At 61.4% G+C, this 16,590-nt stretch carries 19 protein-coding genes; 6 read left to right on the top strand and 13 right to left on the bottom strand.

The window, feature by feature from the left end; translation table 11 throughout:
* Positions 1-3: 3 nt before the first annotated feature.
* The 5 genes from metW to ACGSLL_RS06225 form a co-directional block, all read right to left on the bottom strand.
* Positions 4-624, bottom strand: coding sequence for a methionine biosynthesis protein MetW (gene metW / locus ACGSLL_RS06245; protein ID WP_208939406.1), 621 nt, complete (start codon positions 622-624; stop codon positions 4-6).
* Positions 625-631: 7 nt separating this feature from the next.
* Entirely contained in the window at positions 632-1,771 is a 1,140-nt protein-coding gene (metX, locus tag ACGSLL_RS06240) for a homoserine O-succinyltransferase MetX (protein WP_394504148.1), read from the bottom strand.
* A 204-nt stretch (positions 1,772-1,975) separates the two neighbouring features.
* Positions 1,976-2,566: a YggT family protein gene (locus ACGSLL_RS06235; protein ID WP_394504146.1), complete on the bottom strand. Its 591-nt coding sequence runs from the start codon at positions 2,564-2,566 to the stop codon at positions 1,976-1,978.
* Between the two features lie 10 nt (positions 2,567-2,576).
* On the bottom strand, positions 2,577-3,395 hold the full coding sequence (gene proC / locus ACGSLL_RS06230; RefSeq protein ID WP_394504144.1) for a pyrroline-5-carboxylate reductase: 819 nt from the start codon (positions 3,393-3,395) through the stop codon (positions 2,577-2,579).
* Between the two features lie 23 nt (positions 3,396-3,418).
* Positions 3,419-4,105 carry a YggS family pyridoxal phosphate-dependent enzyme gene (locus tag ACGSLL_RS06225; RefSeq protein ID WP_394504142.1) on the bottom strand — a complete coding sequence of 229 codons (687 nt, stop codon included), beginning with the start codon at positions 4,103-4,105 and terminating at the stop codon, positions 3,419-3,421.
* A gap of 56 nt (positions 4,106-4,161) precedes the next feature.
* Between ACGSLL_RS06225 and ACGSLL_RS06220 the strand changes: the two genes are divergently transcribed.
* The gene (locus tag ACGSLL_RS06220; protein WP_394504140.1) at positions 4,162-5,196 is read left to right on the top strand and encodes a type IV pilus twitching motility protein PilT; all 1,035 of its coding nucleotides are present in this window, start codon (positions 4,162-4,164) and stop codon (positions 5,194-5,196) included.
* 140 nt (positions 5,197-5,336) lie between these two features.
* Here the strand turns inward: ACGSLL_RS06220 and ACGSLL_RS06215 are convergent, their stop codons facing one another.
* Complete coding sequence (locus ACGSLL_RS06215) at positions 5,337-5,954, bottom strand: C40 family peptidase (protein ID WP_394504138.1); 618 nt, start codon at positions 5,952-5,954, stop codon at positions 5,337-5,339.
* 248 nt (positions 5,955-6,202) lie between these two features.
* On the opposite strand from ACGSLL_RS06215, the gene ACGSLL_RS06210 reads away from it, so the two are divergent.
* Positions 6,203-6,637 carry an NINE protein gene (locus tag ACGSLL_RS06210; protein ID WP_394504136.1) on the top strand — a complete coding sequence of 145 codons (435 nt, stop codon included), beginning with the start codon at positions 6,203-6,205 and terminating at the stop codon, positions 6,635-6,637.
* Between the two features lie 93 nt (positions 6,638-6,730).
* On the opposite strand, the gene ACGSLL_RS06205 is transcribed toward ACGSLL_RS06210, so the two are convergent.
* The 7 genes from ACGSLL_RS06205 to gshB form a co-directional block, all read right to left on the bottom strand.
* Positions 6,731-8,002 carry a dihydroorotase gene (locus tag ACGSLL_RS06205; protein WP_394504134.1) on the bottom strand — a complete coding sequence of 424 codons (1,272 nt, stop codon included), beginning with the start codon at positions 8,000-8,002 and terminating at the stop codon, positions 6,731-6,733.
* A complete protein-coding gene (locus ACGSLL_RS06200; protein WP_007913665.1) occupies positions 7,999-9,003 on the bottom strand; it encodes an aspartate carbamoyltransferase catalytic subunit in 1,005 nt (334 codons plus the stop codon). Before ACGSLL_RS06200 ends, ACGSLL_RS06205 begins: the two co-directional genes overlap by 4 nt.
* Positions 9,004-9,030: 27 nt before the next feature.
* On the bottom strand, positions 9,031-9,537 hold the full coding sequence (gene pyrR / locus ACGSLL_RS06195; protein ID WP_258451278.1) for a bifunctional pyr operon transcriptional regulator/uracil phosphoribosyltransferase PyrR: 507 nt from the start codon (positions 9,535-9,537) through the stop codon (positions 9,031-9,033).
* Positions 9,538-9,617: 80 nt separating this feature from the next.
* Entirely contained in the window at positions 9,618-10,055 is a 438-nt protein-coding gene (ruvX, locus tag ACGSLL_RS06190) for a Holliday junction resolvase RuvX (protein ID WP_041476809.1), read from the bottom strand.
* Entirely contained in the window at positions 10,055-10,627 is a 573-nt protein-coding gene (locus tag ACGSLL_RS06185; RefSeq protein ID WP_394504130.1) for a YqgE/AlgH family protein, read from the bottom strand. The genes ruvX and ACGSLL_RS06185 overlap by 1 nt, the downstream gene beginning before the upstream one ends.
* Before the next feature lie 168 nt (positions 10,628-10,795).
* The gene (locus ACGSLL_RS06180; protein WP_258451280.1) at positions 10,796-11,695 is read right to left on the bottom strand and encodes an energy transducer TonB; all 900 of its coding nucleotides are present in this window, start codon (positions 11,693-11,695) and stop codon (positions 10,796-10,798) included.
* A 107-nt stretch (positions 11,696-11,802) separates the two neighbouring features.
* Positions 11,803-12,774 carry a glutathione synthase gene (gshB, locus tag ACGSLL_RS06175; protein WP_394504127.1) on the bottom strand — a complete coding sequence of 324 codons (972 nt, stop codon included), beginning with the start codon at positions 12,772-12,774 and terminating at the stop codon, positions 11,803-11,805.
* Between the two features lie 225 nt (positions 12,775-12,999).
* Between gshB and pilG the strand changes: the two genes are divergently transcribed.
* The 4 genes from pilG to ACGSLL_RS06155 all read left to right on the top strand — a co-directional run bounded on the left by pilG (position 13,000) and on the right by ACGSLL_RS06155 (position 16,583).
* Entirely contained in the window at positions 13,000-13,404 is a 405-nt protein-coding gene (gene pilG, locus ACGSLL_RS06170; RefSeq protein ID WP_090287129.1) for a twitching motility response regulator PilG, read from the top strand.
* Positions 13,405-13,464: 60 nt separating this feature from the next.
* A complete protein-coding gene (pilH, locus tag ACGSLL_RS06165) occupies positions 13,465-13,830 on the top strand; it encodes a twitching motility response regulator PilH (RefSeq protein WP_101161212.1) in 366 nt (121 codons plus the stop codon).
* A gap of 10 nt (positions 13,831-13,840) precedes the next feature.
* Positions 13,841-14,380 carry a chemotaxis protein CheW gene (locus ACGSLL_RS06160; protein WP_394504124.1) on the top strand — a complete coding sequence of 180 codons (540 nt, stop codon included), beginning with the start codon at positions 13,841-13,843 and terminating at the stop codon, positions 14,378-14,380.
* Positions 14,381-14,534: 154 nt separating this feature from the next.
* Entirely contained in the window at positions 14,535-16,583 is a 2,049-nt protein-coding gene (locus ACGSLL_RS06155) for a methyl-accepting chemotaxis protein (protein WP_394504122.1), read from the top strand.
* Positions 16,584-16,590: the final 7 nt, after the last annotated feature.

The raw sequence follows: 16,590 nt of genomic DNA, 5'->3' as shown, positions 1-16,590 counted from the left end.
GGTTCAGACCGCGACCTTGTGGTCGGCCAGCAGCGGGCTGCTGACCCGGTAGATACCGATTTCACCTAACAGATTAGGCCATAGCTTACTGGCCCACCCGTGGCGGTGCTGTTGATCCACGGCAAGCCGATCAATGACCTTGGCGTCACGTTCGCGACACAGTTCTTCAAAGTCTTCAAACGTGCAGAAGTGGATGTTTGGCGTGTTGTACCAGGTATACGGCAGAAACTCCGACACTGGCATGCGGCCCTTGCTCGCCAGGTACCAGCGGCAGCGCCAGTGACCGAAGTTGGGGAAAGTGATGATGCATTGACGGCCGACCCGCAGCATTTCGTCGAGGATCTTGTCCGGGTAGTGCACCGCTTGCAGGGCCTGGGTCATGACGACGATGTCGAAACTGTTGCTGGCGAAATTGCCCAGCCCCTTGTCCAGATCCTGCTCGATGACATTGATGCCTTTGGCTACGCACTCGGCGATGTTCTCGGCGTCGTTTTCCAGGCCATAACCGGTGACGTTCTTGTTGTCGCGCAGCCAGCTCAGCAGCTCGCCGTTACCGCAGCCCAGGTCGAGGACGCGGCTGCCGGCGGGGATCCATTCCTGAATGATTTCCAGATCAGCTCTCATGGCTTTCTCACAGCGTGATGCGGTTCATGTAATTGCCGAACGCCTGCAAATAACGCGGGATCGGAATCAGAAAGGCGTCGTGGCCCTGCGGCGCGTCGATTTCCAGATAACTGACGTCCTTGCGCGCCGCCATGAGCGCGTCGACCAGCTCGCGCGAGCGGGCCGGGGAGAAGCGCCAGTCGGTGGTGAACGACATCACGCAGAATTTCGCGGTGGCGTTTTCGAAGGTTTTCGCCAGATCATCATTGAAGTTCGCCGCCGGATCGAAGTAATCCAGCGCCTTGGTCATCAACAGATAGGTGTTGGCGTCGAAGCGTCCGGAGAACTCTTCGCCCTGATAGCGCAGGTAGCTTTCGACCTGGAACTCGACACTGTGGAAGTCGTAGTTGAGCTTTTCGCTCTTCAGACCACGGCCGAATTTTTCGCCCATCGAGTCGTCGGACAGGTAGGTGATGTGCCCGACCATCCGCGCCAGCATCAGCCCGCGCTTGGGGATCACGCCTTGTTCCTGGAACGAGCCACCGTGGAATTCCGGGTCGGTGAGAATTGCCTGCCGCGCCACTTCGTTGAACGCAATGTTCTGCGCCGACAGCTTCGGCGCCGAGGCGATAGCCAGGCAGTGGCGCACGCGATCCGGGTAAGTGATGGTCCACTGCAACGCTTGCATGCCGCCGAGGCTGCCGCCGATCACAGCGGCCCACTGGCCGATGCCGAGCAGGTCGGCCAGGCGCGCCTGGCTGTGCACCCAATCTTCCACGGTGAGCACCGGGAAGTCAGCGCCGAATGGCTTGCCGGTTTCCGGGTTGACGCTGCTCGGGCCGGTGGAGCCGTTGCAGCCGCCGAGGTTGTTCAGGCTGACCACGAAGAACTTGTTGGTGTCGATCGGCTTGCCCGGACCGATGCAGCTGTCCCACCAACCGGGTTTGCGGTCGTCGACGCTGTGATAACCGGCCGCATGATGATGGCCGGACAGCGCGTGGCAGATCAGCACGGCGTTGCTCGCCTGCGCGTTCAGCGTGCCGTAGGTTTCGTAGATCAGGTCATAGGCGGCCAGCGAACGACCGCAGGCCAGCGCCAGCGGTTCGCTGAAGTGCGCGGTTTGCGGCGTGACCAGACCAACAGAATCGGGGGGAAAGGCAGTTGGCATCGACCCTGCTCTCGTTGAAATGAGGCGTAAGTCTAAAGACCGGTGGGGTTAGCGGCAAGCAACGATCAGGCCCGGTGTGTTCACTCTTGAACGTGGTGCGGCCATTCGCGAGCAGGCTCGCTCCCACAGAGAAATGCAATCCCCTGTGGGAGCGAGCCTGCTCGCGAAAAAGGCGACTCGGTCAGTCAGACCGAACGCACTGGCTTACATCAGCAAACGCAGAATCTCCGGCATCATCGTCATCGCCGCCAGATTGTTGATCACCAGCATGTCGATCAATTTCAGCGCGAGGAAGGCGAAGATGGGCGACAGGTCCAGACCACCCAGGTTCGGCAGAAAACGACGGAACGGTGCCAGTGCCGGCTCGCAGATCTGGTTGACCAGTTCAGCGCCCGGATTGTGGCTGCCCGGTGCGACCCACGAAAGGATCACGCTGATGATCAGGGCGAAGAAGAAGATCTTCAGGAACAGCGCGGTCACGCCGATCAGCGACCAGGTCAACAGTTGCAGCGGATTGCCGGTGGTGCCGTAGGTCAACAGCAGGGTCAGGGCCATCAGCAGCAACTGCACCAGAATCGCCAGCACCAGCGAAGACATGTCGAGGCCGAACAGGCTCGGGATGATTCGGCGCAATGGCTTGAGCAGCGGTTGGGTGGCCTTCACCACGAACTGGCACAGCGGGTTGTAGAAGTTCGCCCGCACCAATTGCAGGACGAAGCGCAGCAGCACGATCAGCAGGTACAGGCTGCCGAGGGTTTGCAGCACGTAAACCGCTGCGGTGTTCAATCCGATCATGAAAGGCTCCTTATTTGCCCAGTTGTTCGGCCATTTCGGCCGAGCGGTGCGCGGCGGCGCCGAGTGCGGTTTCGACCAGGGCCTCGAAGCCATTGGCCTGGAATGATTTGATCGCCGCTTCCGTGGTGCCATTCGGCGAGGTCACGCGGCGGCGCAGTTCGGCTGCATCGACATCGCTGGACACCGCCATGTGCGCGGCGCCCAAGGCGGTCTGCACGGTCAGCTGCTCAGCGATTTCCTTCGGCAGGCCGAGTTTGACGCCGGCGGCGGTCATGGCTTCGATCAGCAGGAAGAAGTACGCCGGGCCGGAACCGGACACCGCAGTCACCGCATCCAGTTGCTGTTCTTGTTCCAGCCACAAGGCAATGCCGACAGCGGACAACAGCTCTTCGGCTTGCTGACGCTGCTCGGCGGTCACTTCGCTGGTCGCGTACAAACCGCTGACGCCCTGACGCAGCAGCGCCGGGGTGTTGGGCATGCAGCGCACGATCGGCTGCTCGCCCAGCCACGCCGTCATGCTTGCGCAGGTGATGCCGGCGGCGATGGACACCACCAGTTGATTGGATTTGAGGCTCGGGCGGATCGCCTCACAGACGGCTTTCATCGCCTGTGGCTTGACCGCCAGCACGATCACATCGACGCCGTCGATCGCCTGAGCGTTGTCGGCAAAGGTTTCGATGCCGTGTTCGGCGCTGACTTTGGCGCGGGTGTCTTCGCCCGGATCGCTGGCGCGGATCTGCGCCGCTTCCAGACCTTTGGCGCGCAGGCCGCCGATCAAGCTGGCCGCCATGTTGCCCGCACCGATAAACGCAATACGTGTGTTGCTCATGTGTGGTCCTTGTCTGGAAACGTTCAAGACTGGGAATAATCTCGGGCGCCGAACAGCGCGGTTCCGATCCGCACCCAGGTGGCGCCTTGGGCAATCGCCGACTCAAGGTCGTGGCTCATGCCCATCGAAAGTGTGTCGAGCGGCAGGTCGAGGCTCGCCTGCAACTTCTGAACGCTGGCGAATGCAGCATCCTGCTCGGCGCGATCATCGGTCGGCTCGGGAATCGCCATCAGCCCACGCAGTTTCAGCCGCGGCAGTGCGCTGATGGCTGCGGCCAGCGCTGGCAGGTCGGCCGGGGTGCAGCCCGATTTGCTTGCTTCGCCGCTGACATTGACCTGAATGCAGATATTCAGCGGCGGCAACTCGGCCGGACGTTGTTCAGACAAGCGTTGAGCAATTTTCAGGCGATCCACGGAGTGCACCCAGTCGAAATGCTCGGCGATGGCGCGAGTCTTGTTCGATTGAATGGGGCCGATGAAGTGCCAGATCAAGTGCAGGTCGGCCAGTTCCAGCTGTTTGCCGAGGGCTTCCTGCAGGTAGTTCTCGCCAAAGTCGCGCAGGCCGGCGGCATACGCTTCGCGCAGGGCCTCGGCGGGTTTGGTCTTGCTCACGGCCAATAGCTGGACGCTGTTTTCGGCACGCCCGGCAGCAGCCGTCGCGGCCTGAATGCGTGAACTAACGAGGGCGATGTTGTCTGCTATCGTGGACATCAAGAGGCGCCGGCGGTCTGTAGGTTCGCGGCATTCTACTGGAATTGAGGGACGCTATGGATATCACTGAACTGCTGGCCTTCAGCGCCAAACAGGGCGCTTCCGACCTGCACCTGTCGGCCGGGCTGCCGCCGATGATCCGCGTTGACGGCGATGTGCGGCGGATCAATCTGCCGGCGCTGGATCACAAGCAGGTGCACGAACTGATCTACGACATCATGAACGACACCCAGCGGGTCGACTTCGAGAAACATCTGGAAACCGACTTTTCCTTCGAAGTCCCCGGTGTGGCGCGGTTTCGGGTCAATGCGTTTAACCAGAACCGTGGCGCCGGCGCGGTGTTTCGCACCATCCCGTCGAAAGTGTTGAGCATGGATGATCTGGCCATGGGCGACGTCTTCCGCAAGATCACCGACGCACCGCGCGGGCTGGTGCTGGTCACCGGGCCGACCGGGTCCGGCAAGTCGACCACGCTGGCAGCGATGATCGATTACCTCAATACCCACCGTCACCATCACATTCTGACTATCGAAGACCCGATCGAATTCGTTCACGAATCGCGCAAATGCCTGATCAATCAGCGTGAAGTGCATCGCGATACCCGCAGTTTTGCCACCGCGTTGCGTTCAGCGCTGCGTGAAGACCCGGACGTGATTCTGGTTGGCGAGATGCGCGATCTGGAAACCATTCGCCTGGCGCTGACCGCTGCCGAAACCGGGCATCTGGTATTCGGCACGCTGCACACCACCTCCGCGGCGAAGACCATCGACCGGGTGGTTGATGTGTTTCCCGGCGACGAGAAGTCGATGGTCCGCTCGATGTTGTCGGAGTCACTGTTGGCGGTGGTCTCGCAGACGCTGATCAAGAAGATCGGCGGCGGGCGGGTGGCGGCGCACGAGATCATGCTAGGCACTGCGGCGATTCGTAACCTGATCCGCGAAGACAAAGTCGCGCAGATGTATTCAGCGATTCAGACCGGCGGGTCGTTGGGCATGCAGACACTCGACATGTGCCTGAAGGATCTGGTGACCAAGGGTTTGATCAGCCGCGAGAGTGCGCGGGAGAAGGCGCGTACCCCGGATAATTTCTGAGGGTAAGCGAGGGGGTCGTGATCGTTCCCACGCTCCGCGTGGGAATGCCTCAATGGACGCTCCGCGTCCGCTTCGGCAGGGACGCAGAGCGTCCCGGGGTGCATTCCCACGCAGAGCGTGGGAACGATCAGCCTGCGCTGTCAGCGCTGAACAACGCGCAACTGGCCTGGTTCCTTCGGCAACACGCGCTTGGCCACGACGTAGTGCTTCTGCCAATACGGCTTGTTCAGTGTGTCGATGCTCACCGCTTTGCCACGGCGCGGGGCGTGGATGAAGCGGTCGTTGCCCAGGTAGATGGCAACGTGGTTGACCCGACGGCTCTTGATGTTGAAGAAAATCAGATCGCCCGGTTTCAGATCCTTGCGCTCGACTTTCTCGCCGTGACCGCTGGCCATGGCGTTGGAGGTGCGGGGCAGGTCGAAAGTGGCGTCGTTGAACGCGTATTTCACCAGGCCGCTGCAATCGAAACCTTTACTTGGGCTGCTGCCGCCCCAACGATAAGGTGTACCGAGGACGTTTACCGCACGGCTGAGCACATTGCTGCTTTCCTTGCTCGCCATCGGTGGCACCAGCTTGCTGTGGCTCTTGCTGCTCAGCGTGGTGGTTTTGCTCTTGCTGCTTTTGCTCGAAGGAGCCGAAGCATGGGATTTAGGGGTGAAGCCGTTGACGTTGGGAAGACGTTGCTCACGATTGGTGGCGTGGGCGGCCAGTGGCATTAACAGGCAGATGGTTAGCCATGTCTTGAAAAATGGTCGCATTAGGCGTGGCTCTTGAGTGATAGCGCGCAACTTTATAACAGCTTTTTTTGCCGCTCCGAGGCCGTTCATCGATTCATTCGCCTGGCTACGGAACCAAAAACGCTCAAAAAGTACGCAATTGTCCGACAGAAGTCAGGTTCTACAAGGGGTTCGCGCTAGCAACGGTAACATTTGCCATACGTCGGCTACCTGTAAAAAAGTCACAAAGAAATGAAGAATATTTATCTATCGAGTGCAATGAGGTCTTAATGAACAGCTATCAGCTACCCCGCGTGAAGGAAAAAGACACTCACAGCAAAGTCATCGGCTACCTGTTGTGGATCTTCGGTTTCACCGGCGCCCACCGCTTTTATTACGGCAAGCCGGTCACCGGGACGATCTGGTTTTTCACCTTCGGTTTGCTGGGGATTGGCTGGCTGATCGACGTATTTCTGATCCCGGCGATGGACCGCGAGGCCGACCTGCGTTTTGCGGCCGGGCCGATCGAGTACAACGTGGCGTGGATTCTGCTGACCTTCCTCGGTGCGCTCGGCGTGCACCGGATGTATCAGGGCAAGTGGATCAGCGGCCTGGTGTACCTGCTGACCGGCGGGTTGTTCTTTCTGGGTGTGCTGTATGACTTCTGGACCCTGAACGATCAGGTGTCGGTGCGCAACGCTGAAGGCAGAGGCGCCTTCCAGTAAGTCTTCGCGAGCAGGCTCGCTCCCACAGGGGATTTGTGTCGTTAACAGATCCAATGTGGGAGCGAGCCTGCTCGCGAATGGGGCGACGCGGTATCAAGCCTGGTGACTGATCCGCCCGTCCACCAGCGTATAGCGAACGACACCCGGCAGACTGTGCCCAATGAACGGGCAGTTCTCGCCCTTCGACAGCCAGCTTTCACCGGCCACCGTCGACGCCTGTGAATCGAACAGGACGATGTCCGCCGCACCGCCCACCGCCAGTTTGCCCGCCGGCAAACGCAGCGCTTCGGCCGGACCTGCGCTCAGACGAGCCAGCAGCGTCGGCAGGTCGAGCAAGCCATCCGCAACCAGAGTCATCGCCAGTGGCAGCAGCAGTTCAACGCTGCTGATGCCCGGCTCGGTCGCGCCGAACGGCGCCAGTTTGGCATCGCGTTCGTGGGGCTGGTGATGGCTGGAAATCGCCGAGACCACGCCGGATTTCACCGCCTCACGCAAACCATCGCGGTCAGCGCGGGTGCGCAGCGGCGGCTGTACGTGATAGAGGCTGCTGAAGTCGATCAGCGCTTCGTCGGTCAGGATCAACTGATACAGCGCGACATCCGCCGTCACCTTCAAACCGCGGGCCTGGGCCTGGGCGATCAGGCCGACGCCGCGGGCGCTGGTCAGTTGGCTGAAGTGCGCACGCACGCCGGTCTGCTCGACCAGCAGCAGGTCGCGGGCGAGGGCCACGGTTTCTGCGGTTTCCGGAATCCCCGGCAGGCCGAGGAAGCTCGCCACTGCGCCTTCATGAGCCAGGCCGCCGTCAGCGAGATCGTGATCCTGCGAGTTGAAAATCACCGTCAGGTCGAAGGTCGCCGCATATTCCAGCGCCCGGCACAGGGTGCGGGTGTTGCGAAAGCTCTCCAGACCGTTGCCGAATGCCACGCAACCGGCGTCGCGCAGGGCCACCAGTTCGGCCAGTTGCTCACCGTCCAGACCTTTGCTCAGCGCGCCGATCGGGAACACCTTGGTGTTGCCGGCCTCGCGGGCGCGGTCGAGGATCAGCTCGGCCACTGCCGAGGTGTCGAGCACCGGTTTGGTCTGCGGCGGGCAGCACAGGCTGGTCACGCCACCGGCCGCGGCGGCGCGGGTTTCGCTGACGATCGAGCCCTTGCGGCTGTAGCCCGGCTCACGCAGGGCGACGTTCAGGTCCACCAGCCCAGGTGCGGCAACCAGACCGCTGGCATCGATGGTTTCAACGGCTGTGAAACCGGCGGGCGCCGCGCCGAGGGCGACGATCTTGCAGGCTTCAACGTGAATGTCGGTGACTTGATCCAGGCCGCTGGCAGGATCGATGACGCGTGCGCCGAGGATGCTGAGCTTCACTGGGCGTTCTCCTGCTCGAATTGACGTTGCGCGGTCTGCCCGCTCATGGCCATGGACAACACGGCCATGCGAATGGCGATGCCGTAGGTGACCTGATTGAGGATCACCGAGTGCGGGCCGTCGGCCACTGCAGACTCGATTTCCACGCCGCGGTTGATCGGCCCCGGGTGCATGACGATGCAATCGGGTTTGGCCCCGGCCAGACGCGCGGTGGTCAGGCCAAACAGGCGGTAGAACTCGCCCTCGCTCGGCAGCAGGCCGCCGGTCATGCGCTCACGCTGCAGGCGCAGCATGATCACCACGTCGACGTCTTTCAGGCCTTCGGTCATGTCGGTGTAGACCTTGACGCCGTACTGCTCGATGCCGATCGGCAGCAGGGTTTTCGGCGCGATCACGCGAATGTCCGGGCAACCGAGGGTTTTCAGCGCGAGCATGTTCGAGCGCGCCACCCGCGAATGGAGGATATCGCCGACGATCGCCACCGAGAGGTTTTCAAAACCGCCCTTGTGCCGACGGATGGTGAGCATGTCGAGCATGCCTTGGGTCGGGTGGGCGTGGCGGCCGTCGCCGCCGTTGATGATCGCCACCTGCGGGCAGACATGTTCGGCGATGAAGTGCGCCGCGCCGGAATCACCATGGCGCACGACGAACATGTCGGCGGCCATCGCTTCGAGATTGCGCAGGGTGTCGAGCAAGGTTTCACCTTTACTGGCCGACGAGGTCGACACGTTCAGGGTGATCACGTCCGCCGACAGCCGCTGGGCCGCCAGTTCGAAGGTGGTGCGGGTGCGCGTGGAGTTTTCGAAGAACACGTTGCACACGGTCTTGCCGCGCAGCAACGGGACTTTCTTCACCGCCCGGGCGCCGACTTCGAGGAACGAGTCGGCGGTGTCGAGGATTTCCGTCAGCAACTCGCGGCGCAGGCCGTCGAGCGAGAGGAAGTGGCGCAGCTGGCCCTGATCATTGAGCTGCAGCGGGCGCTTGGTATCTAGAGGCGTCATCGCGAAGGGGACTCTCAATAGGGCGGATTAAAGGGACAAGTCTTGCAGTTCGAGGGCCAGCGGCTCGGGGCCGGAGAGCTTTACGCGCTGGTGGGCGGCCAACGTCAAGGTCGCGCCGACCACGTTCGGGCGGATCGGCAGCTCGCCGGCGTCCAGATCCAGCAGGCAGACCAGCGTGACGCTGGCCGGGCGGCCGTAATCGAACAGTTCGTTCATTGCGGCGCGGATCGTGCGGCCGCTCATCAATACGTCGTCGATCAGCACCAGGTGCTGGCCTTCGATCTCGAAGGGCAGGGCGGACGGGCGTACTTGTGGGTGCAGGCCGTTCTGGCTGAAGTCGTCGCGGTAAAAGGAAACGTCCAGCGTGCCCAGTGGCGCATCGCTGCGCAGCTCCTTGAGCAGCGCCTGCGCGACCCAGATGCCGCCGGTGCGGATGCCGATGTAACGCGGTTCGCTGATGTCACGCTGGGCAAGGTGCGCCTTGAGGCGGGTCGCCATCTGGCTGATCAGATCGGCGGGATTGGGCAGGCTCATGGTTGCTCCTTCGTGAATCCGGGCCGCGTCCTGCCGGACAGGCCCGGTTTATAACCAAAAGAAAAGCGCCGAAGCGCTTGTCAGGATTCAAACAATGCAGTGTTTTCATCGAGCCAGCCCTGCAGCAGCAGGGCGGCGGCGATGGCGTCCACCGGGTTGTCGCGGTAACTGCCCTTCTGGCCGCCACGCACCAGGCGCTCGCCTTTGGCTTCGAACGTGGTCAGACGCTCGTCGTGGGTATAGAAGGGCAGGTTGTAGCGGCCATTCAGGCGCCGGGCGAACTTCTCCGCGCGCACGCACATGTCGCTGGGCGTGCCGTCCATGTTCAACGGCAGGCCGACTACCACGGCGTCAGGTTTCCACTCCTTGATCAGCGCTTCGACCTGATCCCAGTTCGGCACGCCATTTTGCGCTTTCAACGTGCACAGCTCGCGAGCCTGGCCGGTAATCACCTGGCCGACCGCGACGCCGATCTGTTTGGTGCCGTAGTCGAAGCCGAGAATCAGGCGCAGGGCCATTAGGCGTGACCCGCCTGGCTGGTGAGCAGGTTCAGATCGATGCCCAGATGCCGCGCCGCTGCTTCAAGGCGCAATTCGCTGCTGGTGTTGAACAGAATGTCGGCGTTGAACGGGCAGGTCAGCCAGGCGTTGTCGGCCAGTTCGGCTTCCAGTTGCCCGGCTTCCCAGCCGGCGTAACCGAGGGTGATCAGGCTTTTCGCCGGACCGACGCCGTCGGCGATGGCGAACAGCACATCCTGCGAAGTCGACAGGGCCAGATCGCCGTCCAGTTGCGCGGTGGCCTGGAAGGTCTGGCCGGCGGGATGCAGGACGAAACCGCGATCGGTCTGCACCGGGCCGCCGATGAAGATCGGTACGTGCTGGCACAGTGCTGGCGGCTCGATGTCCGGGCGCAATTGCTCGAGGATGTCGGCCAGATTCAATTCTTGCGGTCGGTTGACCACCAGCCCCATCGCGCCATTGGCCGTGTGCTCGACGATGTAGGTCAAGGTGTGGGCAAAGTTCGGGTCGGCCATGTGCGGCATGGCGATCAGGAAGTGATGCTTGAGGTAGCTGGGGCTGAGGTTTTTCATGTGCGCTAGTGTGGCGTTCGAGGGGCGAACTGACAAGGTGGAGATGCTGACAACACAATTCCAATGTGGGAGCGAGCCTGCTCGCGAATGCGGTGGGTCAGTCACATTAATGTTGAATGACCCACCGCATTCGCGAGCAGGCTCGCTCCCACAGGGTTTGCAGGGTCTTTAGTTGCTTGAGAGTTTGTCGCCGCGAGCAAATTTCCAGGTGCGGATGATTTCCAGACGATCGACATCCGACAGATCGCCGGTAAACGGCGCAAACGGTGCCGCCAGCCTGACGATTCGCTGTGCGGCCTGATCCAGCAGTGGCTGGCCGGAGGATTCCAGCACCAGCACTTCATACAGCGAGCCGTCGCGGTTGATCGAGACCATCAGGCGCAGGTTGCCGTAGATCTGCTTGCGCCGGGCTTCTTCGGGGTAGTTGAGGTTGCCGATGCGCTCGACCTTCTTGCGCCAGTCGTCCTTGTACCAGGCGCCCTTGTCGCGCATGGTCGAGGCGGCGCTCAAGCGGTGGATGCGCGGGCGTTTGGCGTACAGCTGTTGCTCCTTGGCCAATTCGGCTTCAAGGCTGGCGATGTCGCTGGACAGCTGCGAACTGTCGAATTCCGGCGCGTCGACGGTCGGTTTGACCTCGGTCTTGCGCTCTTCCTTCTTGGTCGGGGCCTTTTTCGGCTGCGGAGCGACGGTGGTCACCGCAGCCTTGGGCGCGGCCTCCCGCACTTCGGCCTTGGCAGCCGGTGGCGGGGTGACCTTCTTGACCTGATTGTCCTGGAACGGCGCCACTTCGGTGGTCTTGGGCAGCGCCTTCTTGTCCAGCGTGCCGCTGCCCTCCTGGTTTTCCTGAGCGAGAAAGTCAGCCTTCTGCGGCTTTTTTTCGCTCTTGAACGTGGCGAGGGTGATTTCCAGGGTTTTGCTGATCTGTTTCGGCTCGACCATGCTGAAGCCGACACCGAGCAACAGTGCCAAATGAATCAGCGCCGCCAGAAACAGGGTAAAGCCGAGGCGATCGGCCGGGCGCACGCCACGATGGGCGAGTTCAGCGGGCAGATCGGACGGAAGGGTCATGACAAAAAAACCAACATCGCGTTTTTCAGAGGCTGCGCATGATAACGCAATGTTGGTTTCGCGCCTTGGGCTTCACGCTTCAAGCGACAGACTGCATGTGACGTGCATCAAGCTTGTGGCTTTTTTCCGGCCGCTTGCAGCTTCTTATCAATCGCATTCATCAACATGCCGCCAATGTCGGTGCCAAACGCATTGTCGATTTCGCGGATGCAGGTCGGGCTGGTGACGTTGATTTCGGTCAGGTGCTCGCCAATCACGTCCAGACCAACGAACAGCAGGCCTTTCTCGCGCAGGGTCGGGCCGACCTGAGCGGCGATCCAGCGGTCCTTGTCGGTCAGCGGACGCGCTTCGCCACGACCACCAGCGGCGAGGTTGCCGCGGGTTTCACCGAGGGCAGGAATCCGCGCCAGGCAATAATCCACCGGCTCGCCGTCGATCATCAGGATGCGCTTGTCGCCATCGACGATGGCCGGCAGGTAGCCTTGAATCATGATCTGCTGCTTGCCGTGCAGGGTCAGGGTTTCGAGGATTACCGAGAGGTTCGGGTGGCCAGCAGTGTGACGGAAGATCGAAGAACCGCCCATGCCGTCCAGCGGCTTGAGGATCACGTCGCCGTGATGATCGGCAAACTGGCGCAATACATCCGGGCGACGGCTGACGATGGTCGGCGGTGTGCATTGCGGGAACAGCGTGGCGAACAGCTTTTCATTGCAGTCGCGCAGGCTCTGCGGCTTGTTGACCACCAGCACGCCGGCGGCTTCGGCCTGTTCCAGCAGGTAGGTGGAATAGACGAATTCCATGTCGAACGGCGGATCCTTGCGCATCAGGATCACGTCCAGGTCGCTCAGCAGCTTGTCCTGCTCGGCGTCCAGTTCAAACCATTTTTCCGGGTTGGCGAAGACTTTCAGCGGCGCCATGCGCGCGCGCGCCTGACCTTCGGCCTGATACAAATCCTTCTGTTCCATATAGAACAGTTCCCAGCCACGCTTCTGCGCGGCCAGCAGCATGGCCAGCGAGCTATCCTTTTTATAGGAGATGCTGGCGATAGGGTCCATGACAATCCCGACGCGAACGCTCATTGGGTTTTCCTCGAAAATTGGCTACCGGATCGGTATTGAAAAAGTGCCGCCAGAGTGGCGCCGGGCGGGTTTTCGGTCAAGGAAAAACCCGTCGATAGATTGCATCTGGAGACTGTGCTAAAAAGGCTGGCAGAGCGCGCCGACCCTTGGGTATCAAGGGTTTGAGGCCATTATTGAGTGCAAAACGGACAAATTGATTCGCAAAGGCGACGGTAGAGCCCTCTTATGGAACAGCAGTCCAGCGCCTTGAAGGTCATGGTGATCGACGACTCGAAAACGATTCGCCGCACCGCCGAAACATTGCTGAAGAATGTCGGGTGCGAAGTGATTACCGCCATCGATGGTTTCGACGCCCTGGCGAAGATCGCCGACCACCATCCCGGAATCATTTTCGTCGACATCATGATGCCGCGTCTGGATGGCTATCAGACCTGCGCCTTGATCAAGAACAACAGCGCCTTCAAGGCCACGCCGGTGATCATGCTGTCCTCCAGGGACGGGTTGTTCGACAAGGCCAAGGGGCGGATTGTCGGCTCCGATCAGTTTTTGACCAAACCGTTCAGCAAGGAAGAACTGCTCAGCGCGATCCAGGCCCATGTTCCGGGCTTCGCCGCCGTTGTGTCGCAATAACAAAGGTTCAGAGACACGCGGCCAGCGGGCCGGGCGTCGACAAGAAAAATGGGGAAAACCATGGCACGTATCCTGATCGTCGATGATTCGCCGACCGAAATGTACAAACTGACCGGCATGCTCGAAAAGCACGGCCACGAAGTGTTGAAGGCCGAGAATGGCGCCGACGGCGTGGCCCTGGCCCGTCAGGAAAAACCCGACGCGGTACTGATGGACATCGTCATGCCCGGCCTCAACGGTTTTCAGGCGACCCGGCAGTTGACCAAGGACGCTGACACGGCGCACATCCCGGTGATCATCATCACCACCAAGGATCAGGAAACCGACAAGGTCTGGGGCACACGCCAGGGCGCCAGGGACTACCTGACCAAACCGGTCGACGAAGACACCCTGATCAAGACCCTGAACAACGTACTCAAAGGCTGATCGCGCGATCATGAGCGAATCGCTGACGGCGTTCGAATTGCTCTGGCAGATCGACCAGCGCTGCCGTTTGCTGGCGGCCGACCTGCCGTCGCAAGCGGCACGCGAAGAGCGCTGGAGCGGCATCGGCTTCCGTCTCGGCGAGCACTGGTATGTGGCGCCGATGGGCGAGGTCAGCGAAGTGCTGCATGAGCCGCGCTTCACCCAATTGCCCGGGGTCAAACCGTGGGTAAAGGGCGTGGCGAATTTGCGCGGCCGGCTATTGCCGATCATGGATCTGTGCGGGTTCTTCGGCCATGAGCTGTCGCCACTGCGCAAACAGCGGCGGGTGCTGGTAGTGGAGCATGAAGACGTATTTGCCGGGGTGATGGTCGACGAGGTCATCGGTCTGCAGCATTTTGATCAACACAGCTTCGAACCGCTGTCGATCAGCAAGCGCCAGGGCTCGAAGGCCGAGTTCGTCAAAGGCTATTTCCGCCGCGAGCAGAACTGGCGGGTGTTCAGCCTGTTTGCCCTGGCGAAGTCGCCGGTGTTCATGAGCATCGCAATATAGCCTGTACACACTGAACCCTTGTGGGAGCGAGCCTGCTCGCGAAGGGGGGATATCAGGCGAGATCAATATTGACTGACCCACCGCTTTCGCGAGCAGGCTCGCTCCCACAGGGGATCGCAGCAGGCCTGATAGATCTGGGTTAAGGCGAGGACCGATGACAACAGCAAAAACAGGCAAGTCGGCAGAAGCGTCGCGCAGCCGTGCGCAGATCATCGTGCTGTTCATCGCACTGATCGTATTCATCATGCTGCTGTTCGCCAACTTCGCTTACCTCAACACCCAGGCGAACTACGACAAACAGTACATCGGCCACGCCGGTGAGCTGCGCGTGCTGTCGCAACGCATCGCCAAGAACGCCACCGAAGCCGCCGCCGGCAAGGCCGCAGCATTCAAGTTGCTCAGTGACGCGCGCAACGATTTCGCCCAACGCTGGGGTTACCTGAAAAAAGGCGACCCAAACACCGGCCTGCCGCCGGCACCGGCCACCGTGCGCCCGGAAATGCGCGCGGTGCAGCTGGACTGGGAACGCCTGCTGAAAAACACCGACGCGATTCTTTCCAGCGAACAGACCGTGCTGTCGCTGCATCAGGTCGCCGCAACCCTGGCCGAAACCGTGCCGCAGTTGCAGATCGAGTACGAAAAAGTCGTCGAAATCCTTTTGCAACGCGGTGCGCCGGCGGCGCAAGTGGCGATGGCCCAGCGGCAGTCGCTGCTGGCCGAACGCATCCTCGGCGCGGTCAACACCGTGCTGGCCGGTGACGAAAATTCGCAGCAGGCCGCTGACGCTTTTGGTCGTGATGCGACCCGTTTCGGTCAGGTGCTGAACGGCATGCTGCAGGGCAATCAGGCGCTGAAGATCACTCAGGTCGAAGACCGCGATGCGCGCGCGCGGCTGAGTGAAATCTCCGAGCTGTTCCAGTTCGTCTCAGGCTCGGTGGATGAAATCCTCGAAACCTCACCCGAGCTGTTCAAGGTGCGCGAGTCGGCGACCAATATCTTCTCGCTGTCGCAAACCCTGCTCGACGAAGCCTCGCACCTGGCCACCCGGTTCGAAAACCTCGCTGGCGGGCGTAACACCGACACCATCGGCGGTTACGTGCTCGGCTTGCTGGCGCTGGCCTCGATCATCCTCATCGGCCTGGTCATGGTCCGCGAAACCAACCGGCAGCTGCGCGAGACCGCCGAGAAGAACGAGCGTAATCAGAACGCGATCATGCGCCTGCTCGATGAAATCGAAGACCTCGCCGACGGCGACCTCACCGTCACTGCTTCGGTGACCGAAGACTTCACCGGGACCATCGCCGACTCGATCAATTATTCCGTCGACCAGTTGCGCGATCTGGTCGCGACCATCAACCTCACCGCCGGCCAGGTCGCCGCCGCCGTGCAGGAAACCCAGGCCACCGCCATGCACCTGGCCCAGGCCTCGGAGCAGCAGGCCCAGCAGATTTCCGAGGCCTCGACCGCGATCAGTGACATGGCGCAATCGATCGATCAGGTCTCGGCCAACGCCGCGGAGTCGTCGGCGGTTGCCGAGCGCTCGGTGGAAATCGCCAACAAGGGCAACGAGGTGGTGCACAACACCATCCACGGCATGGACAACATCCGCGAACAGATTCAGGACACCGCCAAACGCATCAAGCGGCTGGGCGAGTCGTCCCAGGAAATCGGCGACATCGTCAGCCTGATCGACGACATCGCCGACCAGACCAACATTCTCGCGCTCAACGCGGCGATTCAGGCGTCGATGGCCGGTGATGCCGGGCGCGGTTTTGCTGTGGTCGCCGATGAAGTGCAGCGCCTGGCCGAGCGCTCGTCCGCCGCAACCCGGCAGATCGAAACCCTGGTGCGGGCGATTCAGACTGACACCAACGAAGCCGTGATCTCGATGGAACAGACCACCACCGAAGTGGTGCGCGGCGCGCGACTGGCGCAGGATGCCGGGGTGGCCCTGGAAGAAATCGAGGGCGTGTCGAAAACCCTTGCAGCGCTGATCCAGAGCATTTCCAACGCGGCGCAACAGCAGACGTCTTCGGCCGGGCAGATCTCGCTGACGATGAACGTGATCCAGCAGATCACCTCGCAGACCTCGTCTGGTTCCACCGCCACCGCCGAGAGCATCGGCAACCTGACGAAAATGGCCAGCCAGCTGCGCCGCTCGGTGTCCGGATTCACCTTGCCGGCGGCGACAGACAAAGCGTGAGTGGAGT

Origin of the sequence: Pseudomonas retamae, from assembly GCF_043496865.1 — a bacterium.
Classification (GTDB): Bacteria; Pseudomonadota; Gammaproteobacteria; order Pseudomonadales; family Pseudomonadaceae; genus Aquipseudomonas; species Aquipseudomonas retamae.
Note: the sequence above shows the minus strand (reverse complement) of the source record. Positions and strands in the feature narration are given on the sequence as shown.

Excerpts from the sequence above, each read along its gene's own strand:
- metW (WP_208939406.1), bottom strand. The coding sequence starts at position 624 with ATGAGAGCTGATCTGGAAATCATTCAGGAATGGATCCCCGCCGGCAGC.
- metX (WP_394504148.1), bottom strand. The coding sequence starts at position 1,771 with ATGCCAACTGCCTTTCCCCCCGATTCTGTTGGTCTGGTCACGCCGCAA.
- ACGSLL_RS06235 (WP_394504146.1), bottom strand. The coding sequence starts at position 2,566 with ATGATCGGATTGAACACCGCAGCGGTTTACGTGCTGCAAACCCTCGGC.
- proC (WP_394504144.1), bottom strand. The coding sequence starts at position 3,395 with ATGAGCAACACACGTATTGCGTTTATCGGTGCGGGCAACATGGCGGCC.
- ACGSLL_RS06225 (WP_394504142.1), bottom strand. The coding sequence starts at position 4,105 with ATGTCCACGATAGCAGACAACATCGCCCTCGTTAGTTCACGCATTCAG.
- ACGSLL_RS06220 (WP_394504140.1), top strand. The coding sequence starts at position 4,162 with ATGGATATCACTGAACTGCTGGCCTTCAGCGCCAAACAGGGCGCTTCC.
- ACGSLL_RS06215 (WP_394504138.1), bottom strand. The coding sequence starts at position 5,954 with ATGCGACCATTTTTCAAGACATGGCTAACCATCTGCCTGTTAATGCCA.
- ACGSLL_RS06210 (WP_394504136.1), top strand. The coding sequence starts at position 6,203 with ATGAACAGCTATCAGCTACCCCGCGTGAAGGAAAAAGACACTCACAGC.
- ACGSLL_RS06200 (WP_007913665.1), bottom strand. The coding sequence starts at position 9,003 with ATGACGCCTCTAGATACCAAGCGCCCGCTGCAGCTCAATGATCAGGGC.
- pyrR (WP_258451278.1), bottom strand. The coding sequence starts at position 9,537 with ATGAGCCTGCCCAATCCCGCCGATCTGATCAGCCAGATGGCGACCCGC.
- ruvX (WP_041476809.1), bottom strand. The coding sequence starts at position 10,055 with ATGGCCCTGCGCCTGATTCTCGGCTTCGACTACGGCACCAAACAGATC.
- ACGSLL_RS06185 (WP_394504130.1), bottom strand. The coding sequence starts at position 10,627 with ATGAAAAACCTCAGCCCCAGCTACCTCAAGCATCACTTCCTGATCGCC.
- ACGSLL_RS06180 (WP_258451280.1), bottom strand. The coding sequence starts at position 11,695 with ATGACCCTTCCGTCCGATCTGCCCGCTGAACTCGCCCATCGTGGCGTG.
- gshB (WP_394504127.1), bottom strand. The coding sequence starts at position 12,774 with ATGAGCGTTCGCGTCGGGATTGTCATGGACCCTATCGCCAGCATCTCC.
- pilG (WP_090287129.1), top strand. The coding sequence starts at position 13,000 with ATGGAACAGCAGTCCAGCGCCTTGAAGGTCATGGTGATCGACGACTCG.
- pilH (WP_101161212.1), top strand. The coding sequence starts at position 13,465 with ATGGCACGTATCCTGATCGTCGATGATTCGCCGACCGAAATGTACAAA.
- ACGSLL_RS06160 (WP_394504124.1), top strand. The coding sequence starts at position 13,841 with ATGAGCGAATCGCTGACGGCGTTCGAATTGCTCTGGCAGATCGACCAG.
- ACGSLL_RS06155 (WP_394504122.1), top strand. The coding sequence starts at position 14,535 with ATGACAACAGCAAAAACAGGCAAGTCGGCAGAAGCGTCGCGCAGCCGT.